Below are 18,620 nucleotides of genomic sequence, written 5' to 3'. Positions count from 1 at the left end.
GAGATAAAAACGGACTCCTATCATGAACATCTATCGCGCCGGACAGGATCGCCCGCAACAGCCTGTCGAGAGGCTGGAGGCGGAAGCCGTCAATTCCGCAAAAACGCGCAAACCGCTCTACGAAGCACGCAGGAAGATTTTTCCCAAGCGCGCGGAAGGGCGGTTCCGGCGGTTCAAATGGCTGGTGATGCTGGTCACGCTCGGCATTTATTATCTGACGCCGTTTCTGCGCTGGGATCGCGGTCCCTATGCGCCGGATCAGGCGGTGCTGATCGATATCGCCAACCGGCGCTTTTATTTCTTCTTCATCGAAATCTGGCCGCAGGAGTTCTTCTTCGTTGCCGGATTGCTGGTCATGGCCGGGCTTGGGCTGTTTCTCGTCACTTCCGCTGTCGGGCGTGCATGGTGCGGTTACACCTGTCCGCAGACCGTCTGGGTCGACCTGTTTCTGGTGGTCGAACGGGCGATAGAGGGCGACAGGAATGCGCGCATGAAACTGGATGCCGCGCCCTTCACATTCGGGAAACTGCGCAAGCGGGTGCTGAAACACGCGACCTGGCTGGTGATCGGCGTTCTGACCGGCGGCGCATGGATTTTCTATTTTGCCGATGCGCCGACGCTGGCGATGCAGTTCATGACAGGGCAGGCGCCGATGATCGCCTATTCCACCGTCGCCATCCTCACTGCCACCACCTATGTCTTCGGCGGGCTAATGCGGGAACAGGTCTGCACGTATATGTGTCCCTGGCCGCGCATTCAGGCGGCGATGCTGGATGAGAATTCGCTTGTCGTCACCTATAATGACTGGCGCGGCGAACCGCGCTCGCGGCACGCCAAGAAGGCTGCGGCGGCGGGGGAGAGCATCGGCGATTGCGTCGATTGCAATGCCTGCGTCGCGGTCTGTCCCATGGGCATCGACATCAGGGACGGGCAGCAGCTGGAATGCATCACCTGCGCGCTCTGCATCGATGCCTGCGACGGGGTGATGGACAAGATCGGCAAGCCGCGCGGGCTGATCGCCTATGCGACCCTTTCCGAATACCAGTCCAACATGGCGCTCGCGACCGGCAATGGTGAGCATGCCATCCGCCCCGCCAATGTGCGTGAGGAGGACGGCAGCTTCAGGAAGAATATCCGCCACTTCAACTGGCGCATCGTTTTCCGGCCGCGCACGCTGCTTTACACGGCCATCTGGTCGGCGGTCGGCATCGGCATGCTGTTTGCGCTGGTGACGCGCGAGCGGCTGGCGCTGAATGTGCTGCATGACCGCAATCCGCAATATGTGCTGGAATCGAACGGTTCCATTCGCAACGGCTATACGGTGCGCATTCTCAACATGGTACCGCAGCCACGCACAATGAGCCTGACCATTGAGGGCATTCCGAATGCGGTGATGAAGATCAACGGCATGCCGGACACGGCCGCGCGGACCTTCGAGGTTACGGTGGAGCCGGACGAGGCGACGACGCTGAAGGTCTTCGTCACCCTGCCGGGCAAAGATGTCGCGCGGGCGGCGGAAAATTTCGAATTCATCGTCAGCGATACGGGCGGCCATGAGACGGCCCGCTACGATGCTGTCTTCAACGCTCCGGGAGTGAAAAAATGACCGTGAACAATCGTCAGACGTCCGGTTTCACGTTCACCGGCTGGCATATGCTCGGTGTCATGCTGCTGTTTTTCGGCACCGTCATCACCGTCAACATGGTGATGGCCTGGAACGCGGTCAACAGCTGGAGCGGGCTTGTCGTGCCCAATACCTATGTGGCCAGCCAGCAGTTCAATGCCAAGGCGGAAGCCGCCAAGGCAAGGGCCGCGACCGGTATCAAGGGCAAGCTCATCGTGGATGAAAAGACGGTGCGTTACGAGGTGTTTCATCCCGACACCGGCCCGGTCGACACCGATAAGGTGACGGCGCATTTTCGCCGACCTGTCGGGGAACGCCAGAATTTCGACATGGAACTGACCCCGGTTTCCACCGGTGTCTTTACCGGCCCGCATGACATGTTGCCGGGCCAATGGATCGTCGAGGTCACTGCCGTCAAGGATGGCAGGATCATCGTGCATGAGGGCACGCGGATTGCCGTCATCAGGGGGCGCAAATGAGCTGCTGCGCACCGGGAACGGAAGGTTCGCTGCAACTCGGCGAGCCGGTCAATCCGCCATCGTCAGAGGAGTTGCTGCTGGCGAGCCGCGATCTGGGGCAGGGGTTGCGCCAGACCGATCTCAGCGTGCCGGATGTGTATTGCGGCGCCTGCATCGCCACCATCGAGACCGCGCTCGGCCGTCTTCGCCAAGTGGAGCGGGCGCGGGTGAACCTGTCGTCGAAGCGTGTTGCGGTCGTCTGGAGAGAAGAAGTCGACGGCGACAGGACCGATCCCGCCGATCTTGCCCGCGCCATTCTTGCGACGGGATACCGCACACATCTTTTCGCCAGCGGGCAGGATGCCTCGGACGCCTTGCGTTCGCAGCTGATAAGGGCGGTGGCGCTGTGCGGCTTTGCTTCCGCCAATATCATGCTTCTGTCCGTCTCCGTCTGGTCGGGCGCGGATGCGGCGACGCGCGACATGTTCCACTGGATTTCGGCGATGATCGCCGCGCCGGCGCTGATTTATGGCGGGCGTTTCTTTTACCAGTCCGCCTGGAATGCGCTGAAACATGGCCGCACCAATATGGACGTGCCGATCGCACTCGCTATCACGCTCTCTTATGCCGTCTCGCTGTGGGAGACGATCCATCACGGCGAACATGCCTGGTTCGATGCGACCGTGTCGCTGCTGTTCTTCCTGCTGATCGGCCGAACGCTGGACCATATCATGCGCGACAAGGCGCGTTCGGCCATTGCCGGGCTTGCCCGTCTTTCGCCGCGCGGGGCAACGGTGATCGGTGAGAATGGAACGCGGGAGTATCGACCGCTTGCCGATATCCAGTCCGGAATGTCGATTGCGATTGCGGCCGGGGACCGCGTGGCTGTGGACGCCCTGGTCGTCTCCGGCAGCAGCGATCTCGACATGTCCATCGTCAACGGTGAAAGCGCGCCGCGCCGCGTTGCGGCAGGCGACAGCCTTCAGGCCGGTACGCTCAATCTCACCGGTTCGCTGACTGCACGGGTGACTGCATCGGCGAAGGATTCCTTCCTCTCGGAAGTGATCGGGCTGATGGAAGCGGCCGAAGGCGGGCGGGCGCGTTACCGCCGTATCGCAGATCGTGCCGCAAGCTATTATTCTCCCGTGGTGCATCTTCTTGCGCTGGTGACGTTTCTCGGCTGGGGCATTATCGGCGGTGACTGGAAACAGGCGATGCTGATCGCCATTGCAGTTCTCATCATCACCTGCCCCTGCGCGCTTGGCCTTGCCGTTCCCGTCGTGCAGGTGGTGGCCGCCGGAAGGCTTTTCCGGCACGGCATCATGGTCAAGGAAGGCTCGGCCATGGAGCGGCTGGCCGAAATCGATACCGTGCTGTTCGACAAGACCGGCACCCTGACCGTCGGAAAACCGAGATTGGTCGAGACTGGCGATGTGAAGCCCGCCACCATGGCGATTGCAGCGGGGCTTGCCGCCCATTCGCGGCATCCCCTGTCGAAAGCCCTGCATGCCGCCTATAGCGGCGCTGTGCCAACCTATGAGGCGGTGCGGGAAATTCCGGGGTCCGGCGTCGAGGCGGAGACGGAAGCCGGAACCTACCGGCTGGGCAATCGCCGTTTCGCGTGCCCGAATGAGCCGAGCGTCGATAATGGCGATGCGCGGTCGGAAGTGATGCTGTCCCTCGATGGCCGGCATCTGGCGAGCTTCGGTTTCGAGGACAATCCGCGCGCGGGTGCGGTTGCGGCATTGCGCAGCCTGTCGGTGCGGGGCCTGATGCAGGAAATCGTGTCTGGTGACCGGGGAGCAGCCGTCAGCGCCATGGCGCAGCGGCTGGGGATCGGCAACTGGCGTGCCGATCTGTCGCCGAAGGACAAGGCGGCGCGCTGCGCCGAACTTGCCGGCGAGGGGCGCAGGGTGCTGATGGTGGGAGACGGTATCAACGACGCGCCGGCGCTTGCTGCCGCGCATGTGTCCATGGCGCCCGCCACCGCCGCCGATATCGGCCGGCAGGCCGCCGATTTCGTATTCATGCAGGAGGATCTCGATGCCGTGCCTTTCGCAATCGAGACATCGCAGCGGGCCGGAAGGCTGATCCGGCAGAACTTCGCGCTTGCCATCGGCTATAACGTCATTGCCGTGCCGATTGCGATTGCCGGTTATGCGACGCCGATGATTGCGGCCATCGCCATGTCGACATCGTCCCTGATCGTCGTGGCCAATGCATTGCGTCTTGCCGGTACGGCTGAAACCGTCCGTCCTCAGAACCAAGCGAAGACCGGATTTGCAGGCGAGGGGGCGCAACTGGCATGAATATGCTGATCTATCTCATTCCCGTCGCTCTGTTTTTAGGGGCGCTTGGCCTTTTCGCCTTTCTCTGGTCGGTGCGCTCGGGCCAATATGAGGATATGGACGGGGCCGCCTGGCGGGCGCTGGATGATGGTGATGGCCGGCCCCGACGATCATAAGAGGCGAGGCGGGTTTGGCGTTTTGAACCGGCCTCGACCTGTCGCAAATATGCAAAGCTGATTTGCGTCATCAAAATTTAATCGTTTCAGTCGCCCCCAGCCTTGCCGTTTGTTCATTACAGTGCCACAACACGACCACCAAAAAGCAAGATGGAGGCACATCCGTGGAACAGGCAGAAATCGGTTTGATCGGTCTCGGCGTCATGGGCTCGAACCTGGCGTTGAACATCGCGGAAAAGGGCAACAGGATTGCCGTATTCAACCGAACCCCTGAAGCGACGAAAAAATTCTACGCCGAGGCTGGGGACTTGCAGGGACAGTTGATCCCCTGCGAAACCATCGAGGAATTCGTCGCCGCCATTCGCCCTCCGCGCCCGATCATCATCATGATCAAGGCCGGCGATCCGGTCGACCAGCAGATGGAAATCCTGAAACCGCATCTCGCCAATGGCGACATCATGATCGACGCCGGCAATGCGAATTTCCGCGATACGATCCGCCGTTTCGACAATCTGAAGGATAGCGGCCTGACCTTTATCGGCATGGGCGTTTCCGGCGGTGAAGAAGGTGCGCGTCATGGACCTTCGATCATGGTCGGCGGCACCGAGGATAGCTGGAAGCGTGTCGAGAAGGTGCTGACTTCCATTTCCGCCAAGTACAATAACGATCCGTGCGTGGCATGGCTCGGCAATGACGGCGCTGGCCATTTCGTCAAGACCATCCATAACGGCATCGAATATGCCGACATGCAGATGATCGCCGAAATCTACGGCATCCTGCGTGACGGCCTTGGCATGAGCGCCGTCGAAATCGCCGACGTGTTCGCAGAATGGAACAAGGGCCGCCTGAATTCCTACCTGATCGAAATCACCGAGAAGGTTCTGCGCGCCGCCGATCCGATCACCGGCAAGCCGATGGTTGATCTGATCCTCGACAAGGCTGGCCAGAAGGGCACCGGCAAGTGGTCGGTCATCGAGGCGCAGAACATGGGCGTCGCCGCAACCGCCATCGAGGCGGCCGTGGCTGCCCGTATCCTGTCGTCGCAGAAGGACGAGCGCGAAGCTGCCGAGAAGATTTTCGGCCTGCCGACCCTTGCAGCGGCACCGGCTGACAAAAAGGCCTTTATTGCCGATCTGGAAAGCGCGCTTCTGGCCGCCAAGGTCGGTGCTTATGCGCAGGGCTTCGCCATCATGTCGGCTGCCTCCAAGGAGTTCAACTGGAACCTGCCGATGCCGACGATTGCCCGCATCTGGCGCGCCGGCTGCATCATCCGCTCGGAATTCCTCGATGAGATCACGTCGGCCTTCACCAAGGACCCGCATGTGGCCAACCTCATCGTGACGCCTGCCTTTGCCAGCATCGTCAAGGATACCGACGCACCGCTGCGCCGTGTCGTCTCCTACGCCGTCCTGTCGGGTCTGCCGGTTTCGGCACTTGCTTCGGCGCTCGGTTATTTCGACGCCTATCGCCGTGGCCGCGGCAGCGCCAACCTCATTCAGGCGCAGCGCGACTTCTTCGGCGCCCATGGTTTCGAACGCACCGACGGTGTGGACAAGCCGCATGGCCCTTGGGGCAGCGGTGCCGACATTTTCTGATCGGCTGAAACGACAAACGACAAAAGGCCCGCGCGAGCGGGCCTTTTTCATTTCATCGATGCCTGGATTAGCGGGCGGCGGCGAGGCCGACGATCAGGCCGCTGACGGCATTGATGAGCAGGAACTGGTTGTCGACGCGCACCCAGCGCTGGTCGCGGCGCGGTTCGGCAAGGCGATAGCGGCGATAATCGCGGCGGTCGATGACGTTGCGGCGTTCACCCGTAGACAGGCGCTGGCCGCGATCCCAGCGGTGCTTCTTGACGATGACCTTCTTGGTGGTGACCTGACGCTCGACGGTGACGCCGCGATGGCGATCGTCGTGACGGCTTTGGGCCTGAGCCATCGGAGCGGCGAGAACGGTGGCGGCCAGAAGAATGGTGACGAACTTTTTCATGGAAGTTTCCTCTCGTGTTTCGATGAGGAGAACTTACGAATAAACGAATGAACGGAAACTGAATTTAAAATTACATTTATGTAATGGTTATTAACGGTTAGGGGCGGGAGTTAATCTTTTGTTTTGAGATTTTTGGCCCGGCTTTTGCAATGTGCAGACCGCCCGGCGGAACCGGGCGGCCTCTCCTCAATCAGACGCGTTCGGCGGATTTTGCCCAAAGGTTGATATCCGCTTCCTTGGCGTAACGGTCGATTTCGGCAAGCTCTTCGGCCGTGAAATCCGGCTTGTCGAGCGCCTTCACGCAATCCTCGACCTGTTCGACACGGCTTGCGCCGATCAGCGCCGAGGTGATGCGGCCGCCGCGCAGAACCCAGGCAATCGCCATCTGCGCCAGCGTCTGGCCACGCCGCTCGGCAATGCTGTTGAGTGCACGGATGTTGTCGACATTGCGTTCGTTGAGGAAAGCCGGGTTCAGCGACTTGCTCTGCGAGGCACGGCTGCCCTGCGGCACGCCACCCAGATATTTCGTCGTCAGCATGCCCTGCGCGAGCGGCGAGAAGACGATGGAGCCGATGCCCAGCTCTTCCAGCGTATCGACGAGACCGTCTTCCTCGATCCAGCGGTTGATCATCGAATAGCTCGGCTGATGGATGATGCAGGGCGTGCCGAGGTCCTTCAGGATCGCGGCGGCCTCGCGGGTACGCTTCGAATTGTAGGACGAGATGCCGACATAAAGCGCCTTGCCCGAACGCACGATCTGGTCCAGCGCGCCGCAGGTCTCCTCAAGCGGCGTATTGGGGTCGAACCGATGCGAATAGAAGATATCGACGTAATCCAGCCCCATGCGCTTCAGGCTCTGGTCGCAGGAGGCGATTACGTATTTGCGGCCGCCCCATTCGCCATAGGGGCCGGGCCACATGTTGTAACCGGCCTTGGAGGAGATGATCATCTCGTCGCGATAGCCCCTGAAATCCGTCTTCAGGATTTCACCGAAGGCGGTTTCGGCGCTGCCGGGCGGCGGGCCGTAATTGTTGGCGAGATCGAAATGGGTGATGCCGAGATCGAAAGCGCGGCGGCAAATGGCCTGTTTCGTCTGATGCGGCGTATCGTTGCCGAAATTGTGCCAGAGCCCGAGCGAAATCGCCGGCAGTTTCAGGCCGGTCTTGCCGCAATGATTATATTTCATGGATGCATATCGGTTTTCGGCCGGTTGCCAAACCATGGGTCTTCCTCCGCTTGCTGATGACTGGCTGCCGGAGAACCCGGCAACCTTTTGAACCGATGAAGACAGGCGTGGGTTCACCTGTCATTCCCGAGAGGGATGGTTATGCCTTTCTCCGCATGGTTTCAATGCCGGGATTGGGCGAGGATTGGCAGGTATGAAGATCGAAGATGCGGAAATGCGGCTGGGGGCCGTCCGCTTTCGGGGTGAAGATGATACGGCGCGTTTCGCCGGCGGCAAGATCGAAGAGATTGTCGGAATAACGTCCGGGCTGATCTGCCTCCAGCATGACGAAGAGGGCGAGACCCGTGGCGGTGACATCGATTTCGAACTGGCCGTTTTTCAGTGTGTTGGTGGTGAATGTCAGGCCGGCGGGCTGAAGCTCCAGTGCCTTGTAGGTGTCACGCACATGGTGGCCTTCGCCGGTCATGCCGTTGGAAGCGATGAAGCTCCAGGCAAGGACGGCGCCGTCAGGCAGGCTGTCCATGTCGATATCGGTCAGCATGGCGGCCCTGTCGGTCGCGCAGGTGCCGTTGGCGGATTTCAGCGGCACGCGGTTGCCGTCCATGGTCAGCGCAACGATGTTCATGTCGATTTCCACATCCTCCGCCGTGTCGTTGACCATGGAGAAGCTCACCCGGCGTCCATCTTCTGAAGGGATGGCCGAGACCGTAACCGGCTGGAAGAAACGGCGGGCGGCATAATGCAGCGCTTTCCAGCCGCCGCCATAATCGAGGCTCGACCATGAGGCGACGGGCCAGGTGTCGTTGAGCTGCCAGTAAAGCGTGCCCATGCAATGGGGCTTGAGCGAGCGCCAGTAATCGACGGCCGTGCGGATCGCCAGCGCCTGCTGGACCTGACTGAGATAAACGAAATTCTCGAAATCCTTCGGGAAGCGGAAGTAACGGAACATGGTGCCCGCAATCCGCTCATTGCCGCCGACATTCTTCTGGTGCAGCTCGATGACCGGGGAGGCGATGTTCATGTCCCTGTCTTCCGCGTAGGTGCGGATGACGGGCATGGATGTATAGGACTGGAAACCGAATTCGGAGCAGAAGCGCGGTTTCACCGAACGATAATTGTCGAACGACTTGTTCTCGTGCCAGACGGACCAGTAATGCATGTCGCCGGAACCATCCGCGTGCCAGGCATCGCCATAGTCGAGATAACCGGAGGCGGGGCTCGATGGCCACCACAGCGCTTCGGGAGCTGCTTTTTTCAGGGCCCGTTCGATGGTGCGGTTCAGGCGGTCATAGGCCACGAGATAACGATCGCGATTGTTGCGGGATTCATCGAACCAGGTCAGCGCGCCCACCAGCTCGTTATCGCCGCACCAGAGCGCGATGGACGGATGGGAGGAGAGGCGTTTCACCTGATAGTCGACCTCGTGTTCGACATTATCGAGGAAATCCTCGCTGCAGGGGTAAAGGTTGCAGGCGAACATGAAATCCTGCCAGACCAAAAGGCCGAGACGATCGCAGAGATCGTAGAACCAGTCTTCCTCATAAAAGCCGCCGCCCCAGACGCGGATCATGTTCATATTGGCCTCGACCGCGGAGCAGAGAAGGTCTTCGGTCTTTTCCCGGCTGGTCAGCGAATAAAGCGCATCGGCGGGGATCCAGTTGGCGCCGCGGCAGAAGATTTCCCGGCCGTTGATGCGGAAGGCAAAGCGACTGCCCGCTTCGTCCTTGTCCGTCAGAAGCTCGATGGTCCTGAAGCCGATCTGGCGGGTCACGGTCTCATCGGGCAATTCCACCGTCAGCCCGTAGAGTGTCTGTTCGCCACTGCCGGCTGGCCACCAGAGCTCCGGGTTTTCCACGAAGAAGACGTGACGCACCACCGTTTCCCCGGCGCCGACGCCGCAATCGAGCCTGAGCCTTTCGTCATTCAGCGACAGATAGACCGGCAGGCTCGCCGGGCCTTCGGCAAACAGCGTGAGGGCCACATGCAGTTCCACGCCGCCTTCGACATGGTGCTGCGAGGTGACGATATGTTCGATGCGGGCTGTATCGAGGCGCTTCAGCAGGATTTTGCCGTAAAGGCCGAGCGGCGCAATCGCGATGTTCCAGTCCCAGCCGAAATGGCATTGCGGCTTGCGCAGCATGTTGCCATTGGCAATCGGCGAATTGCCGGGGTGATAGGGAATATAAAAAGGCTGCCGCGCCTGCCGTTCCGCGCCGGCCGCGATGTTGGAATGGAAATGGATGCGGATGGTGTTTTCACCCGGCCGCACAGCCCGCGAAACATCCGGGCGGTAACGGCGGAAACAATTGTCGGCGCTCAGGACCGGGATGTCGTTGACGAAGACGATGGCGACGGTGTCGAGGTAATCGATATCGAGATACCAGCTGGCATCTGCCTCATCGAGAATGAATGTGCGCTCGAGGATCCAGTCCTGCTGCGCGACCCATTGCACCGCCTTCTCATTGGCGCCGTGATAGGGATCTGGAATGATGCCCGCATTTTTGAGCGCGGTGTGAACATCGCCCGGTACGGAAAGCTGGGTGGCGTGGTCTCCTTCCACCGAGGTCAGGCGCCAGGACCCGGCCAGATCGATGACGGTTTCGGGCGAGGAAGAAGAAATCATAATCGGACCCTGCATAATATGAATTCGAAGAAGACTGGCCTGCATCATGGTGCAGGCTTGTGTCAGAATCTGGGGAGAATGAACGCTCGCAAAGCGGCTGCCTCACATTTATCCGACTTTGCGATTTCCTCCCTTCGGCAACGTTACCGTAAAACAATCGTTCCGTCATTCCTTTGAGTGGGAATCAGTAACATGAAAAATGCCGGGGAACGCCGGGTCTTGATAATGACGTTGTTTCGTCCAAAATTTATCAAATTTTATCATTTTATATTAGTTTGTTATGTATATTTTCTAATCTAAATAATGAGGAAATTTATCCAATGATATCCGGACTTTTGGCCCCGTAAGAAAAGGAACGCGGTCGGGAAATATTTTCCGGACCTATATCGTTTTAGCTGAATTGGCGGATAGCCGGACAAGACCGGCCTTAGACCGCAGACCTTTGCCTTTGCAACGGAGCAAAAGCTATCTATGATTACCGTTCGGTAAAGCGTGGCGAAATGACATGAACGATACTGGCAAATCCAGCAGGGACGACATACCCGCGACCACGGGCGAGCGTCCGACCTTGAAGACAATCGCCTATATGACGGGTCTCGGCATCACCACCGTCTCGCGCGCACTGAAGGATGCGCCCGATATCGGCGCTGAAACCAAGGAGCGCGTGCGGCTGATCGCCCGGCAGATCGGTTACCAGCCAAACCGCGCCGGGGTGCGCCTTCGCACCGGCAAGACCAATGTGATCGCCCTTGTGCTGAGCGTCGATGAAGAACTGATGGGTTTCACCAGCCAGATGGTCTTCGGCATCACCGAGGTTCTTTCTACGACACAATATCATCTGGTCGTGACGCCCCACATCCATGCCAAGGATTCCATGGTGCCGATCCGCTATATTCTCGATACCGGTTCGGCGGATGGGGTCATTATTTCGAAGATCGAGCCCAACGATCCGCGCGTTCGTTTCATGACGGAGCGCAACATGCCCTTCGTCACTCATGGGCGGTCCGATATGGGCATCGACCATGCCTTTCATGATTTCGATAACGAGGCCTATGCCTATGAGGCGGTCGAGCGGCTGGCGCAATGCGGACGCAAAAGGATCGCCGTCGTCGTGCCGCCATCGCGGTTTTCATTCCACGATCACGCCCGCAAGGGGTTCATGAGGGCAATCAGGGACTTCGGCCTTAGCGAATTTCCGCTGGATGCCATCACCATCGAAACGCCGCTCGAAAAAATCCGCGATTTCGGCCAGCGACTGATGCAATTCGATGACCGTCCCGACGGCATCGTTTCGATCAGCGGCAGCAGCACCATTGCGCTGGTGGCTGGTTTTGAGGCAGCCGGTGTGAAAATCGGCGAAGATATCGATATCGTCTCGAAGCAGTCCGCCGAGTTTCTGAACTGGATCAAACCGCAGATCCACACCGTCAATGAGGATATCAAGCTGGCGGGCAGGGAGCTTGCGAAGGCCCTTCTGGCGCGCATCAACGGTGCGCCGCCGGAAACCCTGCAGAGCATCAGCAGCCCTGTCTGGTCTTCGATGGCGCCGAAGCCGTAACGAGCTGCTTTGCGATTGATGGCGCGACGTCTCCACCCAGCGATTGTCGCGCCTCGTTTCCTTATGCGGTACTTTATATTTCAATCGCAAGTAACTGTTTTAAAATATATATTATTCCGATAATTCACGCGGCCGTATTCCGGTTCAAAGCCGGAATGACGGAACCGGGGCGTTAGGGGCGGCAATGCGCATCAGGACAGGCAATCCTTCAGCGAGCCTGCAATGCCGCGCATTAGCTTGAAATAGAGGTCCGGGCCGGGTTCCAGTGTCGCTGCTTCCGGATCGAGCGTCGCCGATTTCGCGGCGGTGCCTTCGGTGATGACCGAAATCAGCTTCGGCTCGAATTGCGGTTCAGCGAAGACGCAGGTTGCGCCGAGCTGGCGAACCTTTTCCTGCATCTGTTTGACGCGGTCAGCACCTGGCAGGGTTTCGGGGCTGACGGTGATCGACCCCGCCGTCTTCACGCCGTAACGATGCTCGAAATATTGATAGGCATCGTGGAAGACGATGAAGGGCTTGTCCTTCACCGGCTTGACCGTTTCCCTGAGTTCGGCGTCGAGCGCATCGAGGTCGTCGATCAGTTTTTTGGTGTTGGCCTGATAGGTCGCGGCATTGCCGGCATCGGCGGCGATCAGCGCGGTTTCTATCGTCTGCGCCATGGCCTTGGCATTGGCGGGATCGAGCCAGAGATGGGTGTCATATGCGCCGTGGTCATGGTCCTCGTGACCCTCCGCATGGTCGTGTCCATGATCGTGCGCGCCTTCCTCTTCAGCGTGGCCGTCATGCGCCTCGTGGCCTTCATCGCCATGGTCGTGTGCCTCAAACGGGCCGCCTTCGCGGAAGGGCAGCTTTTCCAGACCCTTGGCATCTTCCAGTTCCACCACGGTTGCCTTGCTGGCAAGCGCTTCGAGCGGCTTTTCCAGGAATGCTTCCAGTCCCGGCCCAACCCAGAAGACCACGTCGGCCTTTTCCAGCTTGCGGGCATTGGACGGTCTGAGATTATAGGTGTGCGGCGAAGCCGCGCCCTCGACGATGAGCTGCGGTTCGCCGACGCCCCGCATGATGGCGGCGACGAGGGAATGGACGGGCTTGATCGAGACCACGACATCGGGCGCGGCTGTGGCGCCGGAAGCGGCGGCCGCTATTGCCACCGATGCCATGAGCGGGATCAGGAACGATTTCATGAAATGCACTCCACTTGAAGAAGTATAGTTATGTTATTACATTTATTGCGTAACTCTATAACGTATGCAATAGCGGTAAGCAACATCGCCGAACGGACAATCCCATGCTTCATTCCGCCCATCGGGGCAAAGAGATACTGGTTTCCCTTGCCAATGCCGGCGTGCAGCGCAACGGCCGCTGGCTGGTGCGCGGCGTGGAATTTTCCGTCAGCAAAGGCGAGATCGTCACGCTGATCGGACCGAACGGTTCCGGCAAATCCACCAGCGCGAAAATGGCGATCGGCGTGGTGAAGCCGACCGAGGGCGAGGTTTCGCGCATTGCCGGTCTGAAGGTCGGTTATGTGCCGCAGAAGCTTTCCGTGGACTGGACCATGCCGCTTTCGGTGCGCCGGCTGATGACGCTGACCGGGCCGCTGCCAGCCCGTGAAATCGACGCGGCGCTGAATGCGACGGGCATTGCGCATCTCGCCAATGCGGAAGTGCAGCACCTTTCCGGCGGCGAGTTCCAGCGCGCGCTTCTGGCCCGCGCCATCGCCCGCAAACCCGATCTGCTGGTTCTTGACGAGCCCGTGCAAGGTGTCGATTTCTCCGGCGAGATCGCGCTCTATGATCTGATAAAAAATATCAGAAATTCAAATAATTGCGGAATTCTGTTAATCTCGCATGACCTGCATGTGGTGATGGCCGAAACAGACACCGTCATATGCCTGAACGGCCATGTTTGCTGCCGGGGCACGCCGCAGGCGGTGAGCCAGAGCCCGGAATATATGCGGCTGTTCGGCGGCTCGGCTGCCAAGGCGCTTGCCGTCTATAGCCACCATCACGATCATACCCATCTGCCCGATGGCCGGGTGCAGCATGCGGATGGTTCGGTGACCGATCATTGCCATCCCGAAGACGGGCACCACCATATGCATGACCACGGCCACCATCACGACAGCCATGACGAATGCGGCTGCGGCCATGAGCATGAGCATGAGCATGAGCATGAGCATGAGGGCCATACGCCTCCCAGCGAGCGGCAGGGAGAGCGCCATGTTTGACGATTTCTTCGTTCGCGCCATGGTCGCCGGTATCGGCGTTGCGCTCACTGCCGGTCCTCTCGGCTGTTTCGTCGTCTGGCGTCGCATGGCCTATTTCGGCGATACGATGGCGCATTCGGCGCTGCTCGGCGTCGCGCTGTCGCTGCTGTTGCAGCTCAACCTCATCGTCAGCGTCTTTCTGGTGGCGTCGGCCGTGTCGATCCTGCTGCTCTTTTTGCAACGGCGTCAGGCGCTCTCCGCCGATGCGCTGCTTGGCATCTTGTCCCATTCGGCGCTGGCGATCGGTCTTGTCATCGTCGCTTTCATGAGCTGGGTGCGTATCGATCTCGTCTCGTTCCTGTTCGGCGATATTCTCGCCGTCACCCGCAGCGATATCGCCCTGATCTGGGGCGGCGGGCTGGTGGTCATCGTCTCCATGGTGTTCCTGTGGCGGTCGCTGCTTGCCTCCACCGTCAATACGGAGCTGGCCGAAGCCGAGGGGTTGAACCCCGAGCGTGCAAAGCTGATCTTCACGCTGTTGATGGCGCTGGTGATCGCCATTGCTATGAAGGTGGTCGGCATCATGCTCATCACGTCGTTGCTCATCATACCGGCGGCGACCGCCAGACGCTTTTCCGCGACGCCGGAGGTGATGGCGGTGGTGGCTTCGCTGATCGGTGCGGTCGCCGTTGTCGGCGGCCTGTTCGGCTCGCTCAGTTACGATACACCGTCCGGCCCATCCATCGTGGTTGCCGCGGTGATCCTCTTCGTTATAAGCCTGTTGCCGGCGCCGGGTTTTTCCCGCGCCGCGGATGAAGGAGGCAAATCATGAATGCGCAGACCCAGCAGAACCTCACCAAGAACCAGTCGCTGGTCATGAATGCCCTCTCAAACGCGCATCAGCCGCTCAGCGCCTATATGATCCTCGACAAGCTGCGGGATGAGGGTTTTCGTGCGCCGCTGCAGGTTTACCGGGCGCTGGAAAAGCTGGTGGAGTTTGGCCTCGTGCACCGGCTTGAGAGCCTCAACGCCTTTGTCGCCTGCACCCATACGCAGGCGGAGTGCTGCTCGCACCACCATGGCACGGTGGCTTTCGCCATCTGCGAATCCTGCGGGCAGGTGACGGAGTTTCACGATCACGAAATCGACCACCGCCTAGAGCGCTGGGTGAAGGACAGCAAGTTCAAGGCGGAAAAGACCACCATTGAAATTCGCGGCCTCTGCGCCGCCTGCTCGGCTTAAGCTCATGGCAGGGCGGGCGTGGATGCCCGCCGTTTCCTATCCTTCGATGATCGCCAGATCCTTCGAAAAACGCTTCCAGTTTTCGATGTATTTTTCCGCCGAGCGGCGAAGCCCCGCGATGGCCTCGTCATCTAGCGTGCGGATGGCGCGCGCCGGCGAGCCGACAATCAGGGAATTGTCCGGAAATTCCTTGCCCTCCGTCACCAGCGCATTGGCGCCGACGAGGCAGTTGCGGCCGATCTTCGCGCCATTCAGGATCGTCGCACCCATGCCGATGAGCGAATTGTCGCCAATGGTGCAGCCATGCACGATGGCATGGTGGCCGATGGTGCACATTTCGCCGATGACAGCGGGAAAACCGGGATCGCTATGCACCATCACGCCTTCCTGAATATTGGTGCCGCGCCCGATGCTGATCGGCTCGTTATCGCCGCGCAGCGTTGCGCCGAACCAGATGCCGACATCCTCACCGAGCGTCACCGAGCCGATGACATTGGCGTCGGGGGCAACCCAGTGGCGATCGGGCGCAGGGGTTTGCGGCACACGGTCGGCAAGGCGGTAAAGCGGCATGGTGGTGTCCTCCCTTTTTATTTTTCTCGACGGCCTCAGGCAACCGTCACGTCGAACGTGCCGACACCTTCGACGCCGCATTCGATGCGGTCGCCACGCACGATGGGGCCGACGCCGGCCGGTGTGCCGGTCATGATGACATCGCCAGCGGCAAGCGTGAACAGCTTGGAAAGCTCGGCAATCACTTCCGGCACCTTCCAGATCATCTGGGCAAGATCGCCCGTCTGCTTGCGTTCGCCATTGACGTCGAGCCAGATCGCACCTGTGGCGGGGTGGCCGATCCTGTCTGCCGGGACGATGGGGGAGACCGGTGCGGAATATTCGAAGGCCTTCGCGCCTTCCCAGGAGCGGCCCATCTTCTTCAGGCCGTCCTGAAGGTCGCGACGGGTCATGTCAATGCCGACGGCGTAACCCCAGACATGGTCCAGCGCCTCGGACGCCGGGATATCGGCGCCGCCGCTTTTCAGAACCACGACACACTCGACTTCGTAGTGCACATTCGACGACAGCGGCGGGTAGGGGAAATCCTGACCGGCGGGCAGCAGATTGTCCGGGTTTTTCTGGAAATAAAAGGGCGGCTCGCGCGAGGGATCGTGGCCCATCTCAATGGCGTGATCGGCATAATTGCGGCCGACGCAATAGACCCGCCGTACGGGGAAGAGGTCGTCCGTGCCTTCAACGGGCAGGAGAACGGCTTTCGGAGCGGGGATGACGGTGGCGGCCATGTCGATTTCCTCTCGTCTTTTTCGGTGCAATTCTTGTCCCGCGATTCCGGGGCGATTTCCAGTTCAAAATGACCCTGGCTGCAAAACTGGCTTTTTACGGTCCTTTGCTGTAGAAGCCGGCGCAAAGAGGTTAATCCATGTACAGACAAGCGCTTGCAAGCGGCGAAAAAATCTTCGCCGTGGCCCCCATGATCGACTGGACCGATACCCGCTGCAGATTTCTGCACCGGCAATTGTCGAAGCGCGCGCTGCTTTATACCGAAATGATCGTCGCCGATGCCATCATCCACGGCCAGCGCGACAGGCTGCTCGGCTATCACCCTGAGGAACATCCCGTCGCGCTGCAGCTTGGCGGGTCCGATCCGGCCAAGCTCGCCGAGGCGGTGCGGATCGCCGGCGATTACGGATATGACGAGATCAACCTCAATGTCGGCTGTCCCTCGGATCGCGTGCAATCCGGCACCTTCGGCGCTTGCCTGATGCGCGAGCCTGAGGTGGTAACGCAATGTGTCTCCGCGATGAAGGCTGTCGCCCGCGTGCCGGTTACGGTGAAATGCCGGATCGGAGTGGACGATCAGCAGCCGGAAGCGGTCCTGCCGGATTTTCTGAAGCGGGTTGTTGCGGCGGGCGCGGACGCGGTCTGGGTTCATGCGCGAAAAGCCTGGCTGCAGGGGCTTTCGCCAAAGGAAAACCGCGAAGTGCCGCCGCTCGATTATGATCTCGTCTATCGCATGAAGCGGGAAAACCCTGATGTCTTTATCGGCATCAATGGCGGTATCGCCGATCTCGATCAGGCGAGCGAACATCTCCAGCATATGGATGGCGTGATGCTCGGCCGTGCCGCTTATCACAACACGTCCATTCTTGCCGATGTCGACCATCGCATCTATGGCGAAGAGGCTCGCCAGCCGGACTGGATAGCGCTGCGTGACGCGATGATGGCCTATGCCGCCGACTATATCGCAGCGGGCGGACGTCTCAACCACGTCACCCGCCACATGGTCGGGCTGTTTCAAGGCATGCCCGGCGCGCGCCGTTTCCGGCAAATCCTCTCCAGCGACGCCACTCGGCCGGGCGCTGGCCCGGAGGTTATCGAGGCCGCTTTCGCGGCCATCGATTTCAGCCCGACGAAAGAAATGGCGGGCTGAAAACGCTCAGACCACCTTTTGCAGTTCCTGCGCACCAACAGGCGCATTCACCTTGCCGCCGGTGATGAAGAAGGCGAAGACATCGCGCGGTGTCTTTTCGACCTTCCGATCCGGCGCTATCAGCGGCAGATCGTCCGGCACGCCGCCCTTTGCATAGGTCTTTACCCGGTCGGCCCAGTGGTCGATGTCTTTTTTCGGGTAACAGGTCTTGATATCGTCCTCGCCCTTCTGCAGGCGGCAATAGACGAAATCGGCCGTCACATCCGGCAGCATCGGATAGTCATGATGATCGGCGCAGACGACCGCGACCTTGTGCCTGGCGAGAAGATCGATGAATTCCGGAACCTGAAATGTCTCGTTGCGCACCTCGACGACATGGCGAAGAGGGATGCCGTCCTGCTTCTCCGGTAACAGGGACAGAAATGCACCAAAATCCTCCGCGTCGAATTTTTTCGTCGGCGCGAATTGCCAGAGGATCGGGCCGAGGTGGGACCCAAGTTCCGTCAGCCCCTGCGTCAGAAACTTCGTCATCGATTCACCGGCCTCGGCCAGAACCCTGCGGTTGGTGACGAAGCGGCTCGCCTTTAGCGAGAAGACGAAATCCTCGGGCACTTCGGAAGCCCATTTGGCAAAAGTTTCCGGCTTCTGGCTGCTGTAATAGGTGCCGTTCACCTCTATGGCCGTGAGCTGCCGGCTGGCGTGCTCCAGCTGGCGCTTCTTCGGCAGTTTTTCCGGATAAAAAGTGCCTTCCCATGGTTCGAAGGTCCAGCCGCCGATACCGGTGCGGATCGTGCCTGATGTCGACATATGCTGTTCCTCCTCCGGCC

At 59.9% G+C, this 18,620-nt stretch carries 17 protein-coding genes; 10 read left to right on the top strand and 7 right to left on the bottom strand.

The window, feature by feature from the left end; translation table 11 throughout:
* Positions 1–22: 22 nt before the first annotated feature.
* The 5 genes from ccoG to gndA all read left to right on the top strand — a co-directional run bounded on the left by ccoG (position 23) and on the right by gndA (position 6,141).
* Positions 23–1,606 (top strand): cytochrome c oxidase accessory protein CcoG, encoded by a 1,584-nt coding sequence (ccoG, locus tag ACQZ5N_RS02540; protein ID WP_448731978.1) that lies wholly within the window; start codon positions 23–25, stop codon positions 1,604–1,606.
* Complete coding sequence (locus ACQZ5N_RS02535; RefSeq protein WP_142845515.1) at positions 1,603–2,103, top strand: FixH family protein; 501 nt, start codon at positions 1,603–1,605, stop codon at positions 2,101–2,103. The genes ccoG and ACQZ5N_RS02535 overlap by 4 nt, the downstream gene beginning before the upstream one ends.
* Positions 2,100–4,391 (top strand): cation-translocating P-type ATPase, encoded by a 2,292-nt coding sequence (locus tag ACQZ5N_RS02530; protein ID WP_448731977.1) that lies wholly within the window; start codon positions 2,100–2,102, stop codon positions 4,389–4,391. The genes ACQZ5N_RS02535 and ACQZ5N_RS02530 overlap by 4 nt, the downstream gene beginning before the upstream one ends.
* Positions 4,388–4,546 carry a cbb3-type cytochrome oxidase assembly protein CcoS gene (gene ccoS / locus ACQZ5N_RS02525; RefSeq protein WP_448731976.1) on the top strand — a complete coding sequence of 53 codons (159 nt, stop codon included), beginning with the start codon at positions 4,388–4,390 and terminating at the stop codon, positions 4,544–4,546. The genes ACQZ5N_RS02530 and ccoS overlap by 4 nt, the downstream gene beginning before the upstream one ends.
* Before the next feature lie 164 nt (positions 4,547–4,710).
* Positions 4,711–6,141 carry an NADP-dependent phosphogluconate dehydrogenase gene (gene gndA / locus ACQZ5N_RS02520; protein ID WP_448731975.1) on the top strand — a complete coding sequence of 477 codons (1,431 nt, stop codon included), beginning with the start codon at positions 4,711–4,713 and terminating at the stop codon, positions 6,139–6,141.
* Between the two features lie 67 nt (positions 6,142–6,208).
* Here gndA and ACQZ5N_RS02515 read toward each other — a convergent pair whose 3' ends face one another.
* The 3 genes from ACQZ5N_RS02515 to ACQZ5N_RS02505 all read right to left on the bottom strand — a co-directional run bounded on the left by ACQZ5N_RS02515 (position 6,209) and on the right by ACQZ5N_RS02505 (position 10,359).
* On the bottom strand, positions 6,209–6,535 hold the full coding sequence (locus tag ACQZ5N_RS02515; RefSeq protein ID WP_448731974.1) for an RcnB family protein: 327 nt from the start codon (positions 6,533–6,535) through the stop codon (positions 6,209–6,211).
* A 190-nt stretch (positions 6,536–6,725) separates the two neighbouring features.
* A complete protein-coding gene (mgrA, locus tag ACQZ5N_RS02510; RefSeq protein WP_448731973.1) occupies positions 6,726–7,757 on the bottom strand; it encodes an L-glyceraldehyde 3-phosphate reductase in 1,032 nt (343 codons plus the stop codon).
* 103 nt (positions 7,758–7,860) lie between these two features.
* A complete protein-coding gene (locus ACQZ5N_RS02505) occupies positions 7,861–10,359 on the bottom strand; it encodes a beta-mannosidase (RefSeq protein WP_448731972.1) in 2,499 nt (832 codons plus the stop codon).
* 490 nt (positions 10,360–10,849) lie between these two features.
* Between ACQZ5N_RS02505 and ACQZ5N_RS02500 the strand changes: the two genes are divergently transcribed.
* Positions 10,850–11,902 (top strand): LacI family transcriptional regulator, encoded by a 1,053-nt coding sequence (locus ACQZ5N_RS02500; RefSeq protein ID WP_448731971.1) that lies wholly within the window; start codon positions 10,850–10,852, stop codon positions 11,900–11,902.
* A 191-nt stretch (positions 11,903–12,093) separates the two neighbouring features.
* Here ACQZ5N_RS02500 and znuA read toward each other — a convergent pair whose 3' ends face one another.
* Positions 12,094–13,086 (bottom strand): zinc ABC transporter substrate-binding protein ZnuA, encoded by a 993-nt coding sequence (gene znuA, locus ACQZ5N_RS02495; protein ID WP_448731970.1) that lies wholly within the window; start codon positions 13,084–13,086, stop codon positions 12,094–12,096.
* 104 nt (positions 13,087–13,190) lie between these two features.
* Between znuA and znuC the strand changes: the two genes are divergently transcribed.
* From znuC to zur, 3 genes are read left to right on the top strand one after another with little or no spacing between them, the layout of a single operon-like run.
* Positions 13,191–14,129, top strand: a complete 939-nt coding sequence (znuC, locus tag ACQZ5N_RS02490; RefSeq protein ID WP_448731969.1) for a zinc ABC transporter ATP-binding protein ZnuC — start codon at positions 13,191–13,193, stop codon at positions 14,127–14,129.
* Positions 14,122–14,940 (top strand): zinc ABC transporter permease subunit ZnuB, encoded by an 819-nt coding sequence (gene znuB / locus ACQZ5N_RS02485; protein ID WP_020809931.1) that lies wholly within the window; start codon positions 14,122–14,124, stop codon positions 14,938–14,940. The genes znuC and znuB overlap by 8 nt, the downstream gene beginning before the upstream one ends.
* Positions 14,937–15,350, top strand: coding sequence for a zinc uptake transcriptional repressor Zur (zur, locus tag ACQZ5N_RS02480; protein ID WP_020809932.1), 414 nt, complete (start codon positions 14,937–14,939; stop codon positions 15,348–15,350). The genes znuB and zur overlap by 4 nt, the downstream gene beginning before the upstream one ends.
* A gap of 36 nt (positions 15,351–15,386) precedes the next feature.
* On the opposite strand, the gene ACQZ5N_RS02475 is transcribed toward zur, so the two are convergent.
* Positions 15,387–15,920 (bottom strand): gamma carbonic anhydrase family protein, encoded by a 534-nt coding sequence (locus ACQZ5N_RS02475; RefSeq protein WP_448731968.1) that lies wholly within the window; start codon positions 15,918–15,920, stop codon positions 15,387–15,389.
* A 35-nt stretch (positions 15,921–15,955) separates the two neighbouring features.
* Positions 15,956–16,645 carry a fumarylacetoacetate hydrolase family protein gene (locus ACQZ5N_RS02470; protein ID WP_448731967.1) on the bottom strand — a complete coding sequence of 230 codons (690 nt, stop codon included), beginning with the start codon at positions 16,643–16,645 and terminating at the stop codon, positions 15,956–15,958.
* Between the two features lie 137 nt (positions 16,646–16,782).
* Here ACQZ5N_RS02470 and dusA point away from each other — a divergent pair, with 137 nt between their 5' ends.
* Positions 16,783–17,793 carry a tRNA dihydrouridine(20/20a) synthase DusA gene (dusA, locus tag ACQZ5N_RS02465; protein WP_448731966.1) on the top strand — a complete coding sequence of 337 codons (1,011 nt, stop codon included), beginning with the start codon at positions 16,783–16,785 and terminating at the stop codon, positions 17,791–17,793.
* A 6-nt stretch (positions 17,794–17,799) separates the two neighbouring features.
* On the opposite strand, the gene ACQZ5N_RS02460 is transcribed toward dusA, so the two are convergent.
* A complete protein-coding gene (locus ACQZ5N_RS02460) occupies positions 17,800–18,600 on the bottom strand; it encodes a DUF72 domain-containing protein (RefSeq protein ID WP_448731965.1) in 801 nt (266 codons plus the stop codon).
* Between the last annotated feature and the right edge of the window lie 20 nt (positions 18,601–18,620).

It is taken from the genome of Agrobacterium sp. 22-221-1, assembly GCF_053522445.1.
The sequence above is the reverse complement of the archived record's forward strand: the minus strand, read 5'-3'. Positions and strand labels throughout refer to the sequence as shown.

Coding starts and splice junctions, on each gene's coding strand:
- ccoG (WP_448731978.1), top strand. CDS start 23: ATGAACATCTATCGCGCCGGACAGGATCGCCCGCAACAGCCTGTCGAG.
- ACQZ5N_RS02535 (WP_142845515.1), top strand. CDS start 1,603: ATGACCGTGAACAATCGTCAGACGTCCGGTTTCACGTTCACCGGCTGG.
- ACQZ5N_RS02530 (WP_448731977.1), top strand. CDS start 2,100: ATGAGCTGCTGCGCACCGGGAACGGAAGGTTCGCTGCAACTCGGCGAG.
- ccoS (WP_448731976.1), top strand. CDS start 4,388: ATGAATATGCTGATCTATCTCATTCCCGTCGCTCTGTTTTTAGGGGCG.
- ACQZ5N_RS02515 (WP_448731974.1), bottom strand. CDS start 6,535: ATGAAAAAGTTCGTCACCATTCTTCTGGCCGCCACCGTTCTCGCCGCT.
- mgrA (WP_448731973.1), bottom strand. CDS start 7,757: ATGGTTTGGCAACCGGCCGAAAACCGATATGCATCCATGAAATATAAT.
- ACQZ5N_RS02505 (WP_448731972.1), bottom strand. CDS start 10,359: ATGCAGGGTCCGATTATGATTTCTTCTTCCTCGCCCGAAACCGTCATC.
- ACQZ5N_RS02500 (WP_448731971.1), top strand. CDS start 10,850: ATGAACGATACTGGCAAATCCAGCAGGGACGACATACCCGCGACCACG.
- znuA (WP_448731970.1), bottom strand. CDS start 13,086: ATGAAATCGTTCCTGATCCCGCTCATGGCATCGGTGGCAATAGCGGCC.
- znuC (WP_448731969.1), top strand. CDS start 13,191: ATGCTTCATTCCGCCCATCGGGGCAAAGAGATACTGGTTTCCCTTGCC.
- znuB (WP_020809931.1), top strand. CDS start 14,122: ATGTTTGACGATTTCTTCGTTCGCGCCATGGTCGCCGGTATCGGCGTT.
- zur (WP_020809932.1), top strand. CDS start 14,937: ATGAATGCGCAGACCCAGCAGAACCTCACCAAGAACCAGTCGCTGGTC.
- ACQZ5N_RS02475 (WP_448731968.1), bottom strand. CDS start 15,920: ATGCCGCTTTACCGCCTTGCCGACCGTGTGCCGCAAACCCCTGCGCCC.
- ACQZ5N_RS02470 (WP_448731967.1), bottom strand. CDS start 16,645: ATGGCCGCCACCGTCATCCCCGCTCCGAAAGCCGTTCTCCTGCCCGTT.
- dusA (WP_448731966.1), top strand. CDS start 16,783: ATGTACAGACAAGCGCTTGCAAGCGGCGAAAAAATCTTCGCCGTGGCC.
- ACQZ5N_RS02460 (WP_448731965.1), bottom strand. CDS start 18,600: ATGTCGACATCAGGCACGATCCGCACCGGTATCGGCGGCTGGACCTTC.